Origin of the sequence: Micromonospora sp. WMMC241 (assembly GCF_027460165.1) — a bacterium.
In the GTDB taxonomy this organism is placed as follows: Bacteria; Actinomycetota; Actinomycetes; order Mycobacteriales; family Micromonosporaceae; genus Micromonospora; species Micromonospora humi.
Genome location: NZ_JAPZBF010000001.1, coordinates 3,737,031 through 3,757,125, shown reverse-complemented (window position 1 = coordinate 3,757,125; position 20,095 = coordinate 3,737,031). Strand labels below are relative to the sequence as shown.

18 protein-coding genes are annotated in these 20,095 nt (G+C 74.1%); 8 read left to right on the top strand and 10 right to left on the bottom strand.

All coding sequences use genetic code 11. The features are described from left to right. Positions 1-144: 144 nt before the first annotated feature. Together O7598_RS17470 and O7598_RS17465 are read right to left on the bottom strand one after the other, a co-directional pair. Positions 145-753 (bottom strand): DedA family protein, encoded by a 609-nt coding sequence (locus tag O7598_RS17470; protein WP_269692400.1) that lies wholly within the window; start codon positions 751-753, stop codon positions 145-147. Continuing rightward, a complete protein-coding gene (locus tag O7598_RS17465; protein ID WP_269692399.1) occupies positions 750-878 on the bottom strand; it encodes a hypothetical protein in 129 nt (42 codons plus the stop codon). The genes O7598_RS17470 and O7598_RS17465 overlap by 4 nt, the downstream gene beginning before the upstream one ends. A gap of 183 nt (positions 879-1,061) precedes the next feature. On the opposite strand from O7598_RS17465, the gene O7598_RS17460 reads away from it, so the two are divergent. The 5 genes from O7598_RS17460 to O7598_RS17440 all read left to right on the top strand — a co-directional run bounded on the left by O7598_RS17460 (position 1,062) and on the right by O7598_RS17440 (position 7,112). Further along, positions 1,062-2,252, top strand: a complete 1,191-nt coding sequence (locus tag O7598_RS17460; protein ID WP_269692398.1) for a cellulose binding domain-containing protein — start codon at positions 1,062-1,064, stop codon at positions 2,250-2,252. 21 nt (positions 2,253-2,273) lie between these two features. Next, positions 2,274-3,401 (top strand): glycoside hydrolase family 53 protein, encoded by a 1,128-nt coding sequence (locus O7598_RS17455; protein WP_269692397.1) that lies wholly within the window; start codon positions 2,274-2,276, stop codon positions 3,399-3,401. Between the two features lie 18 nt (positions 3,402-3,419). Next, positions 3,420-4,052, top strand: a complete 633-nt coding sequence (locus O7598_RS17450) for a M23 family metallopeptidase (RefSeq protein ID WP_269692396.1) — start codon at positions 3,420-3,422, stop codon at positions 4,050-4,052. Between the two features lie 149 nt (positions 4,053-4,201). Next, positions 4,202-6,148 (top strand): elongation factor G, encoded by a 1,947-nt coding sequence (locus O7598_RS17445; protein WP_269692395.1) that lies wholly within the window; start codon positions 4,202-4,204, stop codon positions 6,146-6,148. A 94-nt stretch (positions 6,149-6,242) separates the two neighbouring features. Further along, the gene (locus O7598_RS17440) at positions 6,243-7,112 is read left to right on the top strand and encodes a hypothetical protein (RefSeq protein ID WP_269692394.1); all 870 of its coding nucleotides are present in this window, start codon (positions 6,243-6,245) and stop codon (positions 7,110-7,112) included. 20 nt (positions 7,113-7,132) lie between these two features. On the opposite strand, the gene O7598_RS17435 is transcribed toward O7598_RS17440, so the two are convergent. Next, entirely contained in the window at positions 7,133-9,730 is a 2,598-nt protein-coding gene (locus O7598_RS17435) for an ABC transporter permease (protein WP_269692393.1), read from the bottom strand. After that, positions 9,727-10,515, bottom strand: a complete 789-nt coding sequence (locus O7598_RS17430) for an ABC transporter ATP-binding protein (protein ID WP_442929866.1) — start codon at positions 10,513-10,515, stop codon at positions 9,727-9,729. The genes O7598_RS17435 and O7598_RS17430 overlap by 4 nt, the downstream gene beginning before the upstream one ends. A gap of 111 nt (positions 10,516-10,626) precedes the next feature. Between O7598_RS17430 and O7598_RS17425 the strand changes: the two genes are divergently transcribed. Together O7598_RS17425 and O7598_RS17420 are read left to right on the top strand one after the other, a co-directional pair. After that, positions 10,627-11,820 (top strand): sensor histidine kinase, encoded by a 1,194-nt coding sequence (locus tag O7598_RS17425; RefSeq protein ID WP_269692392.1) that lies wholly within the window; start codon positions 10,627-10,629, stop codon positions 11,818-11,820. Beyond that, a complete protein-coding gene (locus tag O7598_RS17420) occupies positions 11,808-12,467 on the top strand; it encodes a response regulator (protein ID WP_269692391.1) in 660 nt (219 codons plus the stop codon). The genes O7598_RS17425 and O7598_RS17420 overlap by 13 nt, the downstream gene beginning before the upstream one ends. A 57-nt stretch (positions 12,468-12,524) precedes the next feature. Here O7598_RS17420 and O7598_RS17415 read toward each other — a convergent pair whose 3' ends face one another. The 3 genes from O7598_RS17415 to O7598_RS17405 all read right to left on the bottom strand — a co-directional run bounded on the left by O7598_RS17415 (position 12,525) and on the right by O7598_RS17405 (position 14,708). Further along, entirely contained in the window at positions 12,525-12,806 is a 282-nt protein-coding gene (locus tag O7598_RS17415; protein ID WP_269692390.1) for a hypothetical protein, read from the bottom strand. Between the two features lie 61 nt (positions 12,807-12,867). Next, complete coding sequence (locus O7598_RS17410) at positions 12,868-13,311, bottom strand: OsmC family protein (RefSeq protein WP_269692389.1); 444 nt, start codon at positions 13,309-13,311, stop codon at positions 12,868-12,870. Between the two features lie 101 nt (positions 13,312-13,412). Beyond that, positions 13,413-14,708 (bottom strand): alpha/beta hydrolase family protein, encoded by a 1,296-nt coding sequence (locus tag O7598_RS17405; RefSeq protein WP_269692388.1) that lies wholly within the window; start codon positions 14,706-14,708, stop codon positions 13,413-13,415. 158 nt (positions 14,709-14,866) lie between these two features. Here O7598_RS17405 and O7598_RS17400 point away from each other — a divergent pair, with 158 nt between their 5' ends. After that, on the top strand, positions 14,867-15,715 hold the full coding sequence (locus O7598_RS17400; RefSeq protein ID WP_269692387.1) for a hypothetical protein: 849 nt from the start codon (positions 14,867-14,869) through the stop codon (positions 15,713-15,715). Between the two features lie 13 nt (positions 15,716-15,728). On the opposite strand, the gene O7598_RS17395 is transcribed toward O7598_RS17400, so the two are convergent. The 3 genes from O7598_RS17395 to O7598_RS17385 all read right to left on the bottom strand — a co-directional run bounded on the left by O7598_RS17395 (position 15,729) and on the right by O7598_RS17385 (position 20,021). Further along, entirely contained in the window at positions 15,729-17,699 is a 1,971-nt protein-coding gene (locus tag O7598_RS17395) for an acyl-CoA dehydrogenase family protein (RefSeq protein WP_269692386.1), read from the bottom strand. A gap of 83 nt (positions 17,700-17,782) precedes the next feature. Next, positions 17,783-19,195, bottom strand: a complete 1,413-nt coding sequence (locus tag O7598_RS17390; RefSeq protein WP_269692385.1) for an alpha/beta hydrolase — start codon at positions 19,193-19,195, stop codon at positions 17,783-17,785. Between the two features lie 151 nt (positions 19,196-19,346). Further along, complete coding sequence (locus tag O7598_RS17385) at positions 19,347-20,021, bottom strand: HAD family hydrolase (protein ID WP_269692384.1); 675 nt, start codon at positions 20,019-20,021, stop codon at positions 19,347-19,349. Positions 20,022-20,095: the final 74 nt, after the last annotated feature.

The window sequence follows — 20,095 nt, the reverse complement described above, 5'->3', positions numbered from 1 at the left end:
TCACGCCTCGACACTATCGACGCTGGTGGCGCCGGGGAACGCGGCGCAGGCCATTCACGGGCCGCTCACGCCTGGCTAAGGGAGTGATGCCGCCGGCTAGGGGCCGGCGGCACCCGCCCACGGCCGGGCGCGCGACGGGCCGAGTCAGCGGACCCGGTCCGAGCGGCGGGTCAGCCGCCGCCCGGCGTAGGCGAGCGTGAGGAGGATCGCCGCGGCGACCAGGTACCACTGGAACCGGTGCAGGTCCACGACGAGCGCGCGCAGGTGGTCACCGGCCAGGTATCCGCCGGTGGTCCACAGCCCGACCCAGGCGGCGGCGCCGAGGGCGTTGTAGGTCACGAAGCGCCGCCAGGGCATGCCGGTGGTGCCGGCGACGACGCCGTTGAGCTGCCGCAGGCCGTCGACGAAACGGGCGGCGGCGACGAGTTTCGGGCCGTGGCGGCGCATCACCGCCTCCAGCCGGGCGAACCGGTCGGGGTCGAGACGCAGGCGGCGGCCGTGGCGCAGGACGAGCCGGCGACCGCCGAAGCGGCCGATCAGGTAGCCGACGCTGTCGCCGAGCACGGCGGCCAGGAACGCGGTGGCCGCCACGCCGACGACGCTCAGCCGGCCGTGGGCGGCGTATCCGGCGGCGAGGACGATCGCGGTCTGCCCGGGGGTGGGAACGCCGAAGCCCTCCACGCCCACGAGCAGGGCCACGCCCGGGTAGCCGTAGTGGGCGACCAGGTCGGTGAGGACATGGAACGGGCTCACCGGGCTGCCGTGCCGACCTCGCCGGCCCCGGCCCGGCGAGCGATCAGGCAGCCCGCCGCGACGCCGAACGGCGTCAGGACGCCCGGCAGCGCGGCGTGCGGACGGGTTCCGTGCGCCGGCGACACGATCAGCTCATTCCCGCCCCGGCGAGCAGTATGCCCGGCCGGACCCGGAAGATCGGCGGCGTTCGCGGTCGAGCCCTCGTAACCGCCCGCCGCTGACCGCCGCTGCGGGGGAGCGTCCGGCGGGGCCGACCGAGGCGTGAGATGCGTTGGCGATCATCGATGTGTTGGCGGCATCGTCGAGGCATGACAGGCGTCTCCCCGTCCTCGCCGATCCGCCGACTGCGACCCGGCCCGCTGGCCGCCGTCGCGCTGACGACGGCGGTGCTCGGCACCGCCCTGGGCGTCGCGCCCGCGGCCGGCGCGGGCACCGCGGCGCCCGCCGCGTACCCCGTGGTCGCCCCGGCGCCCGGCGGGGTCGCGGTGTCCGCCGCGGAGCCGAGCGGAACCGCGCCGCCGACGCCGACCGTGTCGCTCAGCACGCCGAACACCTCGCCCTTCCCGCCGAGCGCGCCCACGAACCTGACCGCCGGCCCGGTCCGGACCGGGTCGGTCACCCTCACCTGGACCGCCGCCAGGCCCGGTTGCTGCGCCGTCGTCGGCTACGACATCACCTACTACCAGGCGTTCGACGACGTCATCTACAGCGCCGCCGTCGGTGCCGTCACCACCACCACGATCACCAACTACCTCCAGCCCGGCCGGCAGTACTCGTTCCGGGTGGCCGCCCGCGACAGCCTCGGACACCGCTCGGCCTCGACGGACACGCTGACCGTGGTCACCCCGGTGACCGACACCGGCCCGGACACCACCCCGCCGAGCGCCCCGCAGAACCTGACCGTGGGCGAGGTGACCGCCTCGACCGCCAGGCTGTCCTGGTCGGCGTCGACGGACGACGTCGGCGTGGTCGGGTACAACGTCTACCGCTTCGACGGCTGGTTCTCCTCGACGCTGGTCGCCACCGTGCCGGGGACGACGTACACGGCGTCGCTGCCGCCGCCGACGCCGCTGACCAACCTGTACTACGTGCGGGCCCGGGACGCGGTGGGCAACGTGTCGATCGCGTCCAACACGGTCACCCTGCCCACCACGTCCACCCCGACGCCCCCGCCGCCGTCGACCTGCCGGGTGACCTACCGCAACCAGTCCGAGTGGCAGGGCGGTTTCGTGGCCACCGTGACGGTCCAGAACACCGGGTCGGCGCCGGTCGACGGCTGGACCGTGACCTTCGGCTTCCCCGGTGACCAGCAGGTCACCTCGGGCTGGAACGCCACCCTCGGCCAGACCGGCCCCACCGTCACCGCCCGCAACGTCGACTGGAACCGCGTCCTCGCGCCGAACGGCTCCGCGACCTTCGGCGTGCAGGGGCGGTGGAGCGCCAGCGACGCGCCGCCGACCGGCTTCTCGCTCAACGGCGCCGTCTGCGCCGTGGGCTGAGCGCTCGTGAGAAGGAGTCCCGTGAGCACACCCCCGCGCCGCCTTCGGGCCCTGATCGGGGCCGTCACGGCCGTCGTCCTCGCCGTACCCGCGATGCTCGGCGGCGCCCCCGCGCCCGCCGCGGCCGCGAACACGCTCGGCATGCGCGGCGCCGACATCTCCTCGTTGCAGCGCAGCCTGGACCTGGGCGCCCGCTACTACGACGCCGCCGGCGTCGCCCGTGACCCGCTGGACATCCTGAGGTCCGTCGGCGTCAACTACGTCCGGCTGCGCGTCTGGAACGACCCGGTCAGCGGTTACAACAACAAGAGCAGGCTGTTGGCCCAGGCGCGGGTGGCCAAGGCGAAGGGCCTGAAGGTGCTCGTCGACTTCCACTACTCCGACACCTGGGCCGACCCGGGCAAGCAGTACAAGCCGGCCGCCTGGGCCGGCCACGGCCTGAGCCAGTTGCGGACCGACGTGTACGCCTTCACCTACGACGTCTGCACCAGCCTCCGGGGGCAGGGCACGCCACCGGACAGCGTGCAGATCGGCAACGAGATCAACGTCGGGATGCTGTGGAACGAGGGCAAGGTCGTCAACAACGACTTCGCTCCGCTGGCCGGGCTGCTCAAGCAGGGCTACGACGCGACCAAGGCGTGCGGCAGCGGCATCCAGGTGATGATCCACACCGCGGACGCCGACAGCAACGCCAACGCCCGCTGGTTCTACGACGGCATCCGTGCCCAGGGCGTGCGGTGGGACATCACCGCGCTGTCCTACTACTGCATGTGGCACGGCACCCTGGCGAACCTCTACGACAACATCGTCGACCTGCGCGGCCGTTACGGCAAGCCGGTGGTGATCGTGGAGACCGCGTACCCCTTCACCCGGAACAACGCGGACAGCGAGCCGAACGCCATCGGCGACGCGACCTGCGACGGCATCGGCGCGACCTGGTCCGGGCAGGCCCAGGAGTTCGACTGGGTGCAGAACACGGCCCGCAACGCGGGAGCCGTCGGCGTCTTCTACTGGGAACCGACCTGGTACGCGGTCCGCGGCAACGGCTGGGACCCGGCGAACATCAACGGCACCGGGAACCAGTGGGACAACATGGCGGTCTTCGACTGGTCCGGGCGGGTGAACCCGGGCGTGCGCTGGACGCCCTGATCCACAGCCGCGCGTGTCATGCTTCCCACGGTGACCGCCGAGCCTCCTGAGCATCCCCGCCGCCGGGCGACCCGCGTGGCGTCGGCCGTCGGCGCCCTCGCGGCGCTGGCCGCCGGCGCGGCGATCGTGGTGCCGCTGCTGTCGCCACCGGGCCCACGGCCGGCGTTCCAGCTCCCGGTGGCCTGCGGCGAGACCTGGCGGCTGTCCACCTATCCCGGCCACGACGACTACGACGTCGACCTCTTCCCGACCACCGGTGCGGCGTGGGGGCGGCCGGTGCTGGCCTCCGCCGCCGGCACGGTCGACGTGGCCGGGATCAACGGCTCGCTCGGCGGTCGTACCCCGCAGGACCCCGACGGGCCGAAGGGCCGGGGCGGCGGCTACTGGGTCACGATCGACCACGGCGGGAAGTGGCAGACGCAGTACCTGCACCTGCTGGAGCCGCCGCTGGTCACCGCCGGCCAGCGGGTGGCCCGTGGCGAGCAGCTCGGGCGCGTCGGCAGCACCGGCAACTCCGGCGCCCCGCACCTGCACTACGAGCAGCGCCGCGGCCGGGCGAAGGTGGAGACCCACTTCGACGGCGTGCCGTCGGGCATCACGTCCGACGACCGCGAGTACACGGTCCGGCGCACCAGCGCGAACTGCCCGTAGGGCCGGTCGCCGGACGCCGAAATCGGTGGCGACGGTCGCCGTCGGCATGTGAACCTGGAGCCGACCACCACCACGAGGAGTGACGATGCGAGCAGATTCCACGCCCCGGACCCTGGACCGTCCTACCGTGGAGTTCTGCCTTGGCGTTGTTGAATCTCGGAATCGTCGCCCATGTTGACGCCGGAAAGACCAGCCTGACCGAACGGCTGCTCTACGAGGCCGGTGCCGTCGCCCACCTGGGCAGCGTCGACGCCGGCACCACACGGACCGACTCGATGGAGTTGGAGCGCCGGCGCGGCATCACCATCCGGGCCGCCGTCACCTCGATCACGATCGGCGACCTGCGCGTCAACCTGCTGGACACCCCCGGCCACCCCGACTTCATCGCGGAGGTCGAGCGGTCGCTGGCCGTGCTGGACGCCGCCGTGCTCGTGGTGTCGAGCGTCGAGGGCGTCCAGCCGCAGACCGTCGCCATCTGGCGGGCGTTGCGTCGCATCGGCGTACCGACGGTGTTCTTCCTCAACAAGGTGGACCGCCGCGGTGCCGACGTCGACCGGGTCACGGCCCAGGTGCGCCAGCGGCTCGGCGCCCGCCCGGTCGTGCTCACCACCGTCGCCGGTCAGGGCGCGGGCGACGCCCGGGTACGCGCCGTCGACCTCGACGCCGAACCGGTGGTGGAGGCCGTGGCGGAGATCGACGACGCGGTGGCGGCGCGATGGCTGACCGACGAGCCGGTGCGGGTGCGCGACGTCCGGCGCGCCATCCGGAACGCGGTACGCAACGGCGGGATCAGCCCGCTGGCGTGCGGTTCGGCGATCACCGGCGCCGGGGTACGGCAGCTGTGCCGCCTCCTCGCCGATCTGCTGCCGCGCGGCGAGGAGCGGGACGGCCCGCCGGCGGGGACGGTCTTCGCCGTCGACCGGGACGGCCAGGGCCGGCGGGCCTGGCTGCGGTTGTGGTCCGGGCAGCTGCGCGTGCGGGACCGGGTGCGCCTGGCCGGGACCCGCCCCCAGACGGTCACCCAGATCGCGGTCATCGAGCCGGACGGCGTCCTGGTGCGCCCCGCGGTGTCGGCCGGGCAGATCGCCGCGGTGCGCGGCCTGTCCGCCCGGATCGGCCAGCACATCGGGGACCCGCCGCGGCGGCACGCCTACCGGTTCCCGCCGCCGACCCGGCAGGCGGTCGTCGAGCCGGTCCAACCGGAGCAGCGCCTGGCGATGTTCGCCGGCCTGGCCGAGCTGGCCGACGAGGACCCGCTGGTGGACCTGCGGCTCGACGAGCAGCGGTCGGAGGCGGTGATCCGCCTGCACGGCGAGGTGCAGAAGGAGGTGCTGGCCGCCCTCATGGCGGACCGGTACGGCGTCCGGGTGCGCTTCTCCGGCACGCTGACGGCCTGCATCGAACGGGTCGCCGGCGTCGGCTGCGCCGAGGAGCGGGTGCGTGAGCGCGGCAACCCCTACCTGGCGGGCCTGGGGTTGCGCATCGAGGCCGCGCCGGTCGGGCACGGCGTCGAGTTCCGCGCCGGTGTCGAGCCCGGCCGCCTGCCGCCGGCCTTCGTCGCGGCCACCGAGGAGGGCGTACGGGCCGCGTTCCGGCAGGGCCGGCACGGCTGGCCGGTCACCGACTGCACGGTCACCATGACGGCCTCGACGTACTGGCCGCGACAGAGCAGGCCGCACCAGAAGTTCGACAAGTCCATCTCGACCGTGGCGGCGGACTTCCGCAACCTCGCCCCGGTCGTGGTGGCCGCGGCGCTGCGCGCGGCCGGCACCCGGGTGTGCCAGCCGATCGAGCGCTTCGACGTCAACCTTCCGCAGCACGCGGTGGAGGCGGTGATGGCGTTGCTCGGCCGGCGGGGAGCGGTCGTCCACCACACCGCCGTCGCCGGCGGGTACCTCGACGTGAGCGGCACCCTGCCGTCGGCGCGGATCCCGGAGGTGGTGGCCGCGCTTCCCGACCTCACCGGTGGTGAGGCCGTCCTGACCACCACCTTCGACCACTACGCGCCGGTCACCGGGGAGGAGCCGCCGACGCTGCCCCGGCGCGGGCCCGATCCCGGCGATCGGGAGGCGTGGTTCCGTGCCGTACCCCGATAGGCCGGTCGAGGGCGTCGTGCGTCGTCGACCCCAGGAGGAAGGGCCTGGTCAGGGGCGCGCGGCTCCCGGACCGGGCCGTGACATGATGGCGCCCATGGGAAAGCAGAAGCATGTCGGCGACGCGACCGGTGACGGCGCCGACGCGCGGCTCGCCCTCGCGCGGGATCCGGCCACGCCACAGATGACCCTCATCGATCTGGCGTCCGACGCGTCGGCCGAGGTCCGCAAGGCGGTCGCGACCCGCGCCGACGCGCCGGCGCAGGCGCTGCGACCGCTGACCCGGGACCACGACCGGCACGTCCGGGAGGCCGTGGCGAGAAACCCGTCGACCTCGGTCGGCAACCTCCTGCGACTGGTCAAGGACGCCGACCGGTGGGTCCGCTGGGCGGTCGCCGGCAACCCGGCCTGCGACGAGTCGGTTCGTCGGGTGATGGCGGAGGCCCCCGACAAGGAACTGCGCGGTCTCCTCGCGGAGACGCGCGAGCTGGAACCCGAGGTGGCCGCGCGGCTGGTCGACGACGTCTCACCGGAGGTACGGGAACGGCTCGCCACCCACACCCACGACCCCGACGTGATCACGGCCCTGATGGCCGATCGCACCGCACGCGTACGCAAGGGGCTCGCCCGTAACCCGCGCACCACCGCCGCCCAGCGCAGCGCGCTCGCCCGGGACCCGGTGGTGGACGTCCGCGTCGCGCTGGTGCTCGCGGTCGAGCTGGACGAGGCGGATCTGCGACGCCTGCTCGACGACCGCTCGGTGCAGGTCCGGACGGCGATGGCGCGGTCGGAGATGATCCCGCCGCACATCCGGCAGGAGCTCGGTCGCGATCCCGACGAGATGGTCGCCGGCGTCGCGCGGGACTTCCGCCCCGGGTCGGGAAACGCCCCGGTGGTACGGGCCGCGCGGGCGGGCCACCAGTCCTCCGGCAGCGGTCGGGGCCGGCCGGGCGGTGCCCGGCGCTGAGGAGGACGGGCGGGGCCGCCTCACTCGCGACCGCCGATCGCCTCGACCGGTGGGAGCCGCATCGTGATTCGGGTCGCTGTCGTCAGCGCACCCCAGGACAGCGTGGTCGTCAGCGCCACGATCGCGGCGAGGCCGCCGACCGGGATGCCGGGGACGGGCGACCTCGTCAGCGCGAGGCTGAAGCCAACCAGCGGCGCAACGGTTGCCAGCAACCCGAGCGTCAGCGCCGCGACGATCACGATCCGGGCCTCGCCGTTCATCATCGCCCGGACCTGGCGGGCGCCGGCGCCGACGAGTCGTAACATCGCGAACTCCCTAACCCTCGCCGTCGTCGCCATCACCAGCGTGTTGACCACGGTGATGGCGAGGTAACCCAGCAGCACGGCCTGGAACATCAGGTTGAGCGCCCAGTCGCCCGCACCGGCGACGCCGGGCGCGGTCGCGAACGCCTCGCGGCCCTCCACCCGCACTGTCGGAAACGGCCGTACGGCGTCGCGCAGCGCTTCGGCGAGCGCCGCCGCGCCTGTTCCGTCCGCGGCCCTGACCAGCACCGCGGTGTAGACCCGCGAGGTGGTGTGCGCGACGACGAGGTCGTGGGGCAGGGTGACGTCGCCGAAGCCCAAGCCGTTCTCGTAGATCGCCAGGACCCGTGGCCTGACCACGGTCCCGTCGCCGAGGTGCAGCTCGACCGTCCCGCCGACCTCTGCGTGGGTGGTCCGCGCCGCGATGCGGCTCAGCGCCACGGTCTCGCCCCGCAGGCCCGCGATGTCGCCCCGGAGCACCGCCAGGTCCATGCTCCGCGCGAGCCCGTCCGGGGTGACCCCCTGCGCCGCGTAGACCCTGGTGGTGACGCCGTCCTCGGCGGGAAACGTCACCAGCACCTGCGTCCGCGCCACGGGCGTCACCACGGCGACCCCGGCCGCGCCGCGCACCGCGTCCACGACCTGCGGCGCCATCCCGGAGGACGCGGTCAGCACGCGGTCGGCCCGCAGCCCGCCGTCCACCTGCCGCTGCGCGCCGGCGGTCGTCGTGGCGGCGCCGCACACCTGCATTGCGGCCAGGGCCACGCCCATGGCCAGCGGCGTGGTGGCCGCGCCGAGCCGCCGCCAGCCGGCTCGCGCGGCGGCCCCGGCAAGGTACCCGCCGGCCGAGGTCGGGGGGTTCAGCAGACGGCCGAACACGCGGAGGAGGCCACGCAGCAGCAGCGGTCCGAGACACCCGAGCGCCGCGACGAACACCAGCACCGCGCTCGCCGCGGTGTCGGGGACCGAGTCGCCGGCCGAGGCGACGTCAGCCACGGTCAGCAGCAGCCCCAGCGGGACGAGCAGGACGCCGACGAGCACCCGGAGGCGGCCGAGCCTCGGCGGTTCGGCCTCGGCCTCCCCGAGCGCCTCGACCGGGCTGAGCCGGGCCGCCCGGCGGGCGACCAGCCAGCCGGAGAGCCTCGCCCCGACCAGGCAGAGGAGCAGCGCGGCGAGGGTGGGCGCCGGGTGCACCCGCATCGGGAAGTCCGGCGGCATGGCGCCCGCGCGGACGAACACCTCGCGCATCCCGAACGCGAGCGCGATGCCGGGAACCGTGCCGACCAGGGCGCCCGCCAGCGCCACCAGTGTCATCTCGGCGCCGACCATCCGGCGGAGCTGACGGGGCGTCGCGCCGATCGCGCGCAGCAGCGCCAGTTCGCGGCGGCGCTGCCGCAACGACAGCCCCAGCGTGCTGCCCACCACGAACATCACGATCAGCACCATCGTGCCGCCGAAGGACGCCGCGGTCTCGACCACAAGCGTCCGGGCGTCGCCGACGTCCAGGAACTCCACGTCACCGCGCCCCGCGCCGGTGTGGACCACCGCCTGCGGCACGGCGGCGCCGATCCGTGCGGCGAGCGCCTCCGGTGTCACGCCGGGCGCGGCGAGCACGCCGACGGCGTCCACCCGGTGCGGACGCCCGGACAGCTCGCGCGCCCGGTCGTCGGTGAAGAAGACGGCGGACTGACGACGCAGCCCGTCCCCGGGTGGCTCGGCGACGCCCACCACCCGGTAGGACGACGGTACCGAGCCGGACACGATCCGCACGGTGGCGGCCGGCGCCACGCCGACGCGGTCGGCAAGCGCGGCGTCGAGCACCACTTCGTCGGGCCCGGCGGGCGCCCGGCCCCGGCCGATCCGGAACGGGCCGAGCGCCGCGGCCGACCAGCCGTGCCCGAGGAGTTCAGGGCCGCCGTCCACCGCGTCGCCCGGCACGTCGAGCCGGTCGATCGCCACGTTCACGTCGCCGATCGCGGACGCGACGCCGGGCACCGCGGCCACCGTGGCCACCGTGCCGGCGGGCAGCGTGACGCGCTCGCGGTAGCGGATCTCGGACGTCTCGTCCAGCCGGAAGGACTGCGGGGCGCCCAGGACCACCGCCGCGCCCGAGTACCGCTCGGGGGCCACGCCGGCGCCGAGGCCGGACATGAGCAGGGTGCCGCAGGCGGTGATCAGGGCCGAGCCCGCGAGGAGCGCGACGAAGGAGCCGGCGAAGCCGCCCCGGCGGCCCCGGACGGTGCTCCAGGCCAGTGACAGGTCGCGGGGCAGCGGCACCCCCACCAGACGGACCAGCCGTCGCACCCGGCGGATCACCCGGCGCTCCGCCGGGCCAGGCGCGCGGCGACCTGCTCCGGGGTGGGGCGGGTCAGCTCACCCGCGAGCCGGCCGTCGGCCAGGAAGACCACCGCATCGGCGTACGCGGCGGCGACCGGGTCGTGCGTGACCATCAGCACCGTCTGGCCCATGGCGTCCACCACCCGACGCAGCAACGCCAGGACCTGCGTGGCGGAGCGGGTGTCCAACGCGCCGGTCGGCTCGTCCGCGACCACCACGTCCGGGCGGGTGATCAACGCGCGGGCGATCGCCACCCGCTGCTGCTGGCCGCCCGACAGCTCGTGCGGGCGTCGGGAGTGGTGCTCGCCGAGACCGACCGCGGTGAGCACCTCCCGCAGGAACCCAGGATCGGCGCGGCGGTCCGCGAGTCGCAGCGGCAACGTCACGTTGCCCTCGACCGTCAGCGAGGCCAGCAGGTTGTACGCCTGGAAGACGAAACCGATCCGCTCCCGCCGCACCTCGGTGAGGCGGGACTCGCTCAGGCCGCCGAGTTCGAGGTCGCCCAGCCGGACCGAGCCCGAGGTCGGCCGGTCCAGGCCGGCCGCGCAGTTGAGCAGCGTGCTCTTGCCGGATCCGGACGGGCCCATCACCGCGGTGAACGTGCCGCGCGGGAACCCGACCGTCACCGCGTCCAGGGCGGGCACGGTGTTCCGCCCCGATCGGTACCGCTTGGACACCGACTCCAGGCGCACCGCGTACGCCGGGGTCCCGGTCGTCGCGGCCCGCGCGCCGCCGCCTTCCGACGGATCTCTCGTTGATCTCACGTCGTCCGACGGTAGGTCCGCCGGCGGCCCGGACCGATACCCCGTGCCACCGGACAGGAGGTACAGCCAGCTGTAGTGACGCGGTGGCCGGCAGCGGGCAGACTCGGCACCGTGCCGGAGTCGCGAGCTTCCCCGCAGGTGCCACGTGGGCGGTGGACGCGGACGCGTCGCGCCGCCGTCTACCTGGTGGGTTCGCTGTTCTCCGCCGTCGCCACGCTGCTCGCCCTGCCGCTGCTGTGCGTCCCACGACTGGCCCGGCTGTGGGCGGGGTGGCACCGGGACCGCGCGGGACGGCTGCTCGCGCCGGAGTCGGCACCGACGCCCGCCGGCCACCCGGCCGGCCACACCGCCCGCGCGCTGCTCTGGCTGCCGGTGAACGTGCTGACCGGGGTGGCGCTCGGCCTGACGGCGTTGCTGTGCGTCGGCAACATCGCGGTCGCGGTGATCGCGACACCCCTCTGGTGGGCGTTCAGTCCGCCGGAGCGGCCACGGCTCTTCGTCGACGTCCCGGTGACCGACTGGACGACCGCGCTCACCCTCGGTCCGTTGCAGATCGGTGTGCTCATCGCCGTGGCGTACCTCGTTCTCCCGCCGCTGGCCGACGCCCACGCCCGGATCTGTCTCGCGGTGGCCTCGCCGGGCCCGACGGACGAGCAGCTCGTCGAACGGGTCGCCGTGCTGACCCGCACCCGCGCGGACGTGCTCGACGCGCACGGCGCGGAGCTGCGCCGGATCGAACGCGACCTGCACGACGGCACCCAGGCCCGCCTCGTGGCCATCGCGATGCGGCTCGCCGTGGCGCGGCAGGCGTTCGCCGGCGAGACGCGCGACGATCAGCTCGTGGCGGAGCTGCTGCGGGACGCGCACGAGGGGACCGAGGAGGCGATGACCGAGCTGCGGGAGGTGATCCGGACGGTGTATCCGCCGATCCTCGCCGACCGGGGCCTCGACGGCGCGCTGACCGCCGTGACCGGCCGTTGCGGCGTGCCGACCCGGCTGGACATCGGCGACCTCGGGCGGGTCCCGGCGGCCACCGAGGCCATCATCTACTTCGCCGTCGCCGAGGCGCTCACCAACGTCACCAAGCACAGCCGGGCGAGCGCGGCCGGCGTACGGGTCCGGCGCGCGGCCGACCGGTTGTCGGTGGTGATCACCGACGACGGCGTCGGCGGCGCCGACGACCGACGGGGCACCGGCATCGCCGGGATCCGGCGTCGGGTGCTCGCCCTCGACGGCACCGTGGACCTCGACAGCCCGACCGGCGGCCCGACGACCGTCACCGTGGAGCTGCCGTGCGGGTGGTGATCGCCGAGGACAACGTCCTGCTCTCCACCGGCCTGGAGCTGTTGCTGGGCCGCGCGGGCTTCCAGATCGCGGCCGTCGTCGACGACGCGGCCGGCTTCCTCACGGCGGTACGCCGGCACCGACCCGACGTGACGATCGTCGACGTCCGGCTGCCGCCGTCCTTCCGCGACGAGGGGATCCGGGCCGCCCTGGAGGCCCGCCGTGAGCACCCCGGCCTGCCCGTCCTGGTGCTGTCGCAGTACGTCGAGCAGCAGTACGCCGCCGAGCTGCTGTCCACCTCCGGTGGCGGCGTCGGCTATCTCCTGAAGGACCGCGTCAGCCGGGTGGACGGCTTCGTCGACGCCCTGCGCCGGGTCGCCGACGGTGGCACCGCGATGGACCCGGAGGTCATCGCGCAGCTCGTGCACCGTGCGGGCGACCCGATCGCCGCCCTCACCGCCCGCGAACGAGAGGTGCTCGCGCTGATGGCGCAGGGACACGACAACACCGCCATCGCCCGGCACCTCGTCGTCACCGACAACGCCGTCCACAAGCACATCGGAAACATCTTCGCCAAGCTCGGCCTCGCCGTCACCGACAGTGGCCACCGCCGCGTCCTCGCGGTTCTCGCCTACCTGAACGCCGCAGGCGGTCCGCCCGGCGCCTGACCGGTCGGGCGGGCGGCACCCGGCCGTCGAACGGGCCGACGGAGGAGACCCCACGCCTCAGTCGTCCTCAAGGTGTCCGGTGACCGGGTCGACCTGGGCGAGGAAGTCACGGATGTTCGCCACGTGCTCGTCGAGCGACAGGTCCGGGGTCGGGCTCACCCCGAACCCGTAACCGGGGTCCGGCCCGTTGAGCCACGCGTAGTCGGTGCCGCCGAACTCGTCGGCGCGGATCGTGAACAGCTCGCCGTCGACGTCGAGCGTGACCGAGGCGGCGTCGACCGGGCCCTCGGGCGCGGGACACCTGCCGGGGACGGCCGGCGGCCCGCCGTCGCCGCTCACCCGGCACCCCTCGGCGCCGTCGAGCGGGTCGCCGACGGTCGGGTGCCGCCGCCCGTCGACATCAGTTCTCGGGAGGGCCGGCGACGTCGACGACCGTGACCGGGGTGCCCAGCTCGACCGTGCGGGAGACGGTGCAGAGCCGGTCGTGCGACTGGCGCAGTGACCGGGGCAGCGCCTCGCGCGCCCGGTCGCCGTCCGGTCCGTCGGGGAAGGTCACGGTGAACTCCACCCGGAGGTCCCGCATCCGGTTGCCACCCGACTCGTCCTTGATCTTGTCGCCGCTGACCACGATCGAGAACTGGGTCGGCTCGGCGCGGCGGCTGGTGATGTGGTCGACGTCGACGGCGGTGCACCCGCCGATGGCGGCCAGCAGCAGTTCCACCGGCGTGAAGCTGTCGCCCTGGCCCGAGCCCATGGAGAGGGATCCGCCGCGGGCGTTGCGGACGGTGTAGCTCGCCAGGGCGGTGCGCTCGATCTCCACCGAGCGGAAGGTGTCGTCACTCATGACAGCGAACTTACCGAGGCCCGCCGTCGGATGCCGTGACCGGCTCGGCGACCCGGCGCAGCACCGGGTCGCCGACCTTCCGGGCCGGTTGTGCTCCCAGGTCAACGGACGAAGACTAGGTCCGGGAGGCACCGGGACGGCCCGTCCAGCACACGACCGTCGCGACCCCGCAGCCACCTGTCGAAGAACGCGGCGACGAAGGTCTCCTCGGTGTGGACGGCCCGGGTCGGGTCGACGTCCCCGATCGCGGCGGTGACGAAGCTGTCGGGGAGGTCGAGCTGGCGGGCGATCTGGGGGAGCAGCGGCACGGTGTCCTTGTAGGAGTCCTCGCTCTTGGCCCCGGCGAGGTGCAGGTCGACGCGCCAGCCCGTGCTGTTGTTCCACAGCATCGACCACGACGGTGTCCGGTGGTGGTCGGTGCCGGAGTCGCCGACGAGCAGGAACGGTCGGTCCAGGCCCTGCCGGGCCACCGGCCACAGCCCGATCGGATCCGGGATGATCGGTGACTCGATGCTGCCCCCGAGGTCGACCGCGGCCCGGATGCGGGGCTCCTCGCGCATCGCCTGCAGGGCGGTGAGCCCGCCCGCGGACACGCCGAGCATCCCGGTCCGGCGCAGGTCCAGCGCGCCGGCCACGCCGGCGGGAAGTGCCCGTCCCTCCGCGTCCGGGTTCGTCCCGCGGTCCAGGGCCGCCAGCTCATCGAGCACGAAGCGGGTGTCGCCGAGCCGCACGTCGAACACCCGGGCCGCCAGCCGCTGGAAGTCGTCGGGCTGCTGGGCCTCCTCGAACAGCTGCGCCAACCGGCCGGTCACCACCCGGCCGCCCGGGAACTCCACCTCGGACGCCTCGTAGGTGTGGTCGACGGTCACCACCACGTACCCGCGGCTGGCCAGATCCTGCACCAGCGTGGTCGCCCAGGTCCTCGGGTCACCGGCGCCGGGGGAGTACAGCAGCACCGGGAACGGCCGGCGGTGCCGGGCCACCGGCGCGCCGCGGTGGCCGCCGGTCCGGGTCGCGGCGAAGTCCACCCGCCCGGCCGGGATGCCGTACAGGCCGGACGCGGCGCCGTCGGCGCCGCCGAAGTGCGCCGCCGCGCCCGGCGACATGTGCGGCGCCCGCGGGAGGGCGCCCACGTCCCGGGCCGGGTACCAGAGGCTGACCATCAGTTCGCGGTACGGCACGTCGTCCGTCCACTGGTCGGTGCGGGACCTGTCGACCAGGTGCAGTTCCGTCGTACCGACCGGGTACGGGCCGGTCGGCGCGGGCAGGGTCAGCCGAGCCGGTCGGTCGGTTCCCGGCGAGGCCGGTGGCGCGGCGGACGACGGCGTCGCGGCGGTGATCGTCACGGCGCCGACGAGCAGCGACGCGACCAGTGCTGAGCGGATTCTCCGGATCATGGACGACTCCTGGGTGACCGGGGGCCGCGCCGACCGGCGGCCCTTCACCGCTCCGACGCTAGGGGCGTCACGCGGCCGGAATAACGAGGCCAGCACCCAACTCCGGCCGGGGGAAAACCTCCGGCGTCGCGCTGGCGGTCGATGCCTACCCTGACCCCGTGACCTTCCTGACGGTCGTCGTCGCGATCACCGGATTCCTCGGATACGCGATGCTGGTGCTGGCGCCGGTCCTGCTCGCCCTGGCCGTATCGGAGGGGCGCCAGCACCGGTGGGTCCGCCGGCATCCCGTCTCCCCGTGTGCCGCGCTGCGCCCCGGGACCGGCCTGCCCCGGCGCTTCGCCGTGTACGGCGAGACCGTGCCCGGCCCGGACGGGACGGTCGTCGCGCCGCTGTCCGGCACCGAGGCGGTGTGGTTCCGCACGCTCGTGTACTCCACCCGCAGCGTCGGCGACCCCGGCCTCACCCACACCGAGATCCTCTGGGAACGATCGGCCGGCGACCCGTTCGGGGTGGCCGACCGCACCGGCACGGCCGCCGTGACGGCGAAGATGCTCCAGGCGTCCGTCACCGACCCCCGCCTGTCGATGTGGGCGAGCACCCGGCTGCCGGTGGCGCACGCCGGTCCCACGCCGGTGCGGACCGTCGTCAGCGAGGAGACCACGAGCCATCGCCGCAACGGCCGGTGGCTCCAGCACCTCGTCGACCGGGGAGTGGTCCCGGCGGACGCGGCGAGGCGCGTGGACGCGGTACGGGTGGTCGAACAGGTCGTGCCGGCCGGCGTCGGACTGCACGTGATCGGCGAGCCCGTGGTCCTCGACGGCGGGCTCGCCGCGCTCACCCTGCCCCGCACCGGCCGCTACCTCGTGCTGAGCCGCGAGCCGGCGGCGACCGAGCGGGCCCTCGCCGGCGACCGCACGTACGGCATGGGGTCTGCGCTCTGGGCCGCGCTGGCCGGCGTGGCCTTCCTCGCCGTGGTCTGGGCCGTCAGCCTCGCGGTGGGCCGGTGACGGCGCGGTCCGCTCAGGTCGCCGCGGCGTCGTGGACGGCCATGGTCTCCTGCCGCTCGGCCTCCTCGCGCAGGACGGCGCAGTGCAGCCAGGCGTCCGGGATCGCGAAGCCGTCCACGAGCGTCCGCAGGTGCGGGCGCAGCTCCTTCAGCAGGCCGTTCACCACCGCGGTGACCGCCTTGGCGCGGGCCGGGGTGAGTCGGCCGTGCTCCAGCAGCCAACCCTTGTCGGCCTCGATGACGCTGAGCGCGTAGAGGTCGCAGACGCGGGAGAGCAGCGCCCGCACCGCCGGGTCCGCCGTGGCGTCGATGCCGGCCACGAACGCCTCCAGCGTCACCCGGTCGACGTGCGCGGCGGCCACCGCGAGGACGTGGTCCTGCACGTCGTTGAAGATGTCGAAGGGCCGGTCCTTCTTCGTGGCGGCGCCGTTGCGCAGGCGGCGGACCGCACCGTCGAGGCGGTGCCGCTCGCGGTCCTCGAAGACGGTGAGCTGCCAGCCGCGGTCGGTGATCGCGACCTCCTCGTCTCGGCCGGGCACGGCGCTGACCAGCCGTTCGATGAGCGACCGCGCGGCGGTGCGTTCGAGCACCATGTCGCGGACCTGGTCGGCGACGAAGGAGGCGCGTCCCCAGCCGTCCAACGAGCCGAACTCGTCGCGGTGGCCGGTGAGCAGCCCCTTGGCCACCAACTGCAGCAGTACCGTGTTGTCGCCCTCGAACGTGGTGAACACGTCGGTGTCGGCCTTGAGGCTGGGCAGGCGGTTCTCGGCCAGGTAGCCGGCGCCGCCGCACGCCTCCCGGCACATCTGGATGGTGCGGGTCGCGTGCCAGGTCTGCGCGGCCTTCAGGCCGGCGGCCCGGGACTCCAACTCCCGCTGCCGGTGCTCGTCGACCGGCCCGTCGCCGCCCTGCACCTCGCTGAGCGCGGTGACCAGCTCCGCCTGGGCGAAGGTCAGCGCGTACGTGGTGGCCAGGGCGGGCAGCAGCTTGCGCTGGTGGGCCAGGTAGTCGTTGAGCAGCACCTCCCGGTCGGCGTCGGGGGTGCCGAACTGGCGGCGGACGTCGCCGTAGCGCACCGCGATGGTGAGCGCAGCCTTGGTGGCCGCCGAGGCGGCGCCGCCGACGCTCACCCGACCGCGGACCAGGGTGCCGAGCATGGTGAAGAAGCGCCGGGAGTCGTTCTCGATCGGGCTGCTGTAGGTGCCGTCCGCGGCGACCTGGGCGTAACGGTCGAGCAGCATGTCGCGCGGCACGCTCACGTGGTCGAAGCTGAGACGCCCGTTGTCCACGCCGAGCAGACCGGCCTTCGGCCCGGCGTCGCCGATGGTCACCCCGGGCATCGGTTCCCCCCGCTCGTCGCGGATCGGGACCAGCCAGGCGTGTACGCCGTGCCGCCGCCCGTCGACGATCAACTGGGCGAAGACCACCGCCATCCGGCCGTCGCGGGCCGCGTTGCCGATGTAGTCCTTGCGCGCCCCCTCGTGCGGGGTGTGCAGGTCGAACGTCTGCGTCTGCGGGTCGTACACGCAGGTGGTGCGCAGCTGCTGGACGTCCGAGCCGTGGCCGGTCTCGGTCATCGCGAAGCAGCCGAAGATCCGGCCCGCGATGATGTCGCGCAGGTAGGCGTCGTGGTGCCGGCGGGTGCCGAGGGCCGCGACCGCGCCGCCGAACAGGCCCCACTGCACGCCCGCCTTCACCATCAGCGACAGGTCGACCTGGGCCAGCATCTCGATGGCGACGATCGAGGCGCCGACGTCGGCGTCGCCGCCGTACTCCTTCGGGAAGCCACCGCCGATGCCCAGCTCGACCGGAAGTTCGCCGAGCAGGCGGCTGATCCGCTCGCGCGCCTGGTCGCCGGTCTCCCCGTAGACCGGCAGGAAACGCTCGTCGAGGTGCTCGCGGTGCGCGTCGCGGACCCGGGCCCACGGCCCGTCGAGCACGGCCCGTAGGCGTGCCGGGTCGACGGGGCCGGTCTCGCTGCTCATGGCTACCTCGGGAGACGACGTCATGGGTACTGCTCGTACCCGGTCAACGCCGTCGACCTGCCCCGGTGACGCGGTGAGAACGATCACGGCGACGCGGGGCAGCGGGTGCCCGGAGCGGGCAGGGCACCGTCGACGAGGTAGCGGTCCACCACGGCGGTGGTGCAGTCGGTGCGCTGGTAGGTGCCGTGGCCCCACCCGTCGTAGGTGACCAGCCGCCCGTGCCGGCCCAGTTGCCGCGCGACGTTCGTCGCCCAGGCATAGCCGGTGCGCGGGTCGTGGCGGGCGTTGAGCAGCAGCAGCGGGGTGCGGGTGTGCACGCGCAGCCGGTGCGGTGGGTTCCGGACCGGGGGCGGCCAGCCGAGGCAGGTCTGCACCGCCAGCAGCCCGGCGCCGTAGCGGACGTCGGGCGCGACGGCCGCCGCCTCGCGGACCAGGCCGGCGTACTCGTCGTAGTCGCGCACCGCGGCCGGCCAGTCCGCGCAGAACACGCCGACCGCTACCGGCAGCCTGACCTCGTCGGGCGGGTCCCCGGCGTCCATGTCCCGGATCTCCGCCGCCAGTTGCGGCCAGCGCGGGCCGGCCAGCATGCCGAGGGCCACGGCCGTGACGTCGAAGGAGGTACGCGGCGCGTACTCGCCCCGGTCCGCGCGGGCCAGCACGCCGGCCCAGACGGACCGGACGTCCCGGCCGTGCAGCGCGCACTCGGCCGACCGGTCGCACCAGGACACGAACTCGTCGAACGAGTCCTGCAGGGCGGCGGCCTGGGTGCGCACGAACGCCCGCACGTCGAGGCTGTGGTCGAACACGCCTTCGAGCACGACCGCGCGCACCCGGTCGGGGTAGCGCTCGGCGTACTGCTGGCCCAGCAGCGTCCCGTACGAGCTGCCGTGGAACGCCAGCCGCCGTTCGCCCAGCGCCCGCCGCAGCGCCTCCAGGTCGTGCACCGTGCTCAACGTGTCCGCGTGGTCGAAGACCGGACTGGTCGCACGGCACCGGTCCCACAGCGCCCGGTTGTCGGCGATCGCCGCGTCGAAGTCGGCCTGGTCGGCGAGCGGGATCGGTGGTCGGCGCAGCGCCGGGTCCGGCGCGCAGGCCGGTGCCGCGGTGCGGGCCACCGTACGCGGGTCGAAGCTGACCAGGTCGAACCGGTCGAGCAGCTCGTCGCTGAACCGGTCACCCTTGCGGATGCGTTCCACGCCTGAGTCACCCGGGCCGCCCGGCCCGAACACCAGCGTGCCCACCCGACGCTCCGGCACCCGCGCGGCCCGACGGGCCACGGCCAGCTCGAACGTCGGCCCGTGCGGGCGGGCCCAATCCACCGGAAGGCGCAGCCGGGCGCACCGCACCGCCGGGTCGAGCGGGACGTTCGGCAGGTCGTCCGGGCACTCGCCCCAGACCAGGGCCGGAGGCGGCGCCGGGTCGGCGCGCGCCGGCGCGGGTGCCCCGGCGAGGAGGACGAGCACGGCGACGGCCACTGCCGACAGACGACGGTTCACGGGGCCTCCCGAGGTCGGAACGTCAGTCCATCCTCGACCCGCATCTCGTCGGATTCCCATCGGCGATCCCCCGGAGGTGACCCTGAGGTTCCGCCCCGGACGCCCCGCTCAGCCGACCCTCAGTGAGCCTTTCCACGCACCGTGGTGCCTGTCAGGACGGAACCTGGGCAAGCCTGAGCACATGTTCGAAGCCGCGTTTCTGCGCGGGCGAATCCACCATGGGCAGGATCAGCGCTGGTATGCCGGCGGAAACCGATCCGCCGTCGCCGGCGGGATGATCACCGACCATCAGGGTCTGGCCCGGTGCGGCGTGGAGGGCTTCGAGTGCGGCGACCCAGATCCGAGGGTCCGGTTTGACGAAGCCGACCTCGTAGGACAGTACGAACGCATCGACATGGCCGTCGAGTCCGTGCCGCGCAAAGCATGTGCGGATGTCCCAGCCGACGTTGCTGACGACGCCGATGCGAACACCGCTGTCTCGCAGTGCGGACAGGGTGGCGACGGTGTCGGCGTAGGGCTCGATCGCTTCGGCGTGTGTTTCGTGCAGGACCGATGCCAGCGCCTGGTCCACCCCGGGAATCTGTTGCAGCACGGCGAGGATCGCCCGATCCCAGACTCGCGGATCCAGATCTCGGGCGATGTGGGCCGGATCCGTGGCTGTCTCCCGCAACAGGTCCGCGAAGTGGCCGGCGATACGGTGCGCCTCGCCGGCAGCCAATGTCCGGTCGATCGATGCCGCCGCGTTGCCCACCCAGCGCTGCGAGTCCTTGGCGAACAGAGTCCAGGCGAAGTCGAACAGCACTGTCGTCACGGGCTCGGCGGTCATCGCGTCACCCTAGATCAACACGACGAGTTCCGTGGGCCGCGACCTCCACCTCCAAGGCGACACTCGACCGCTAC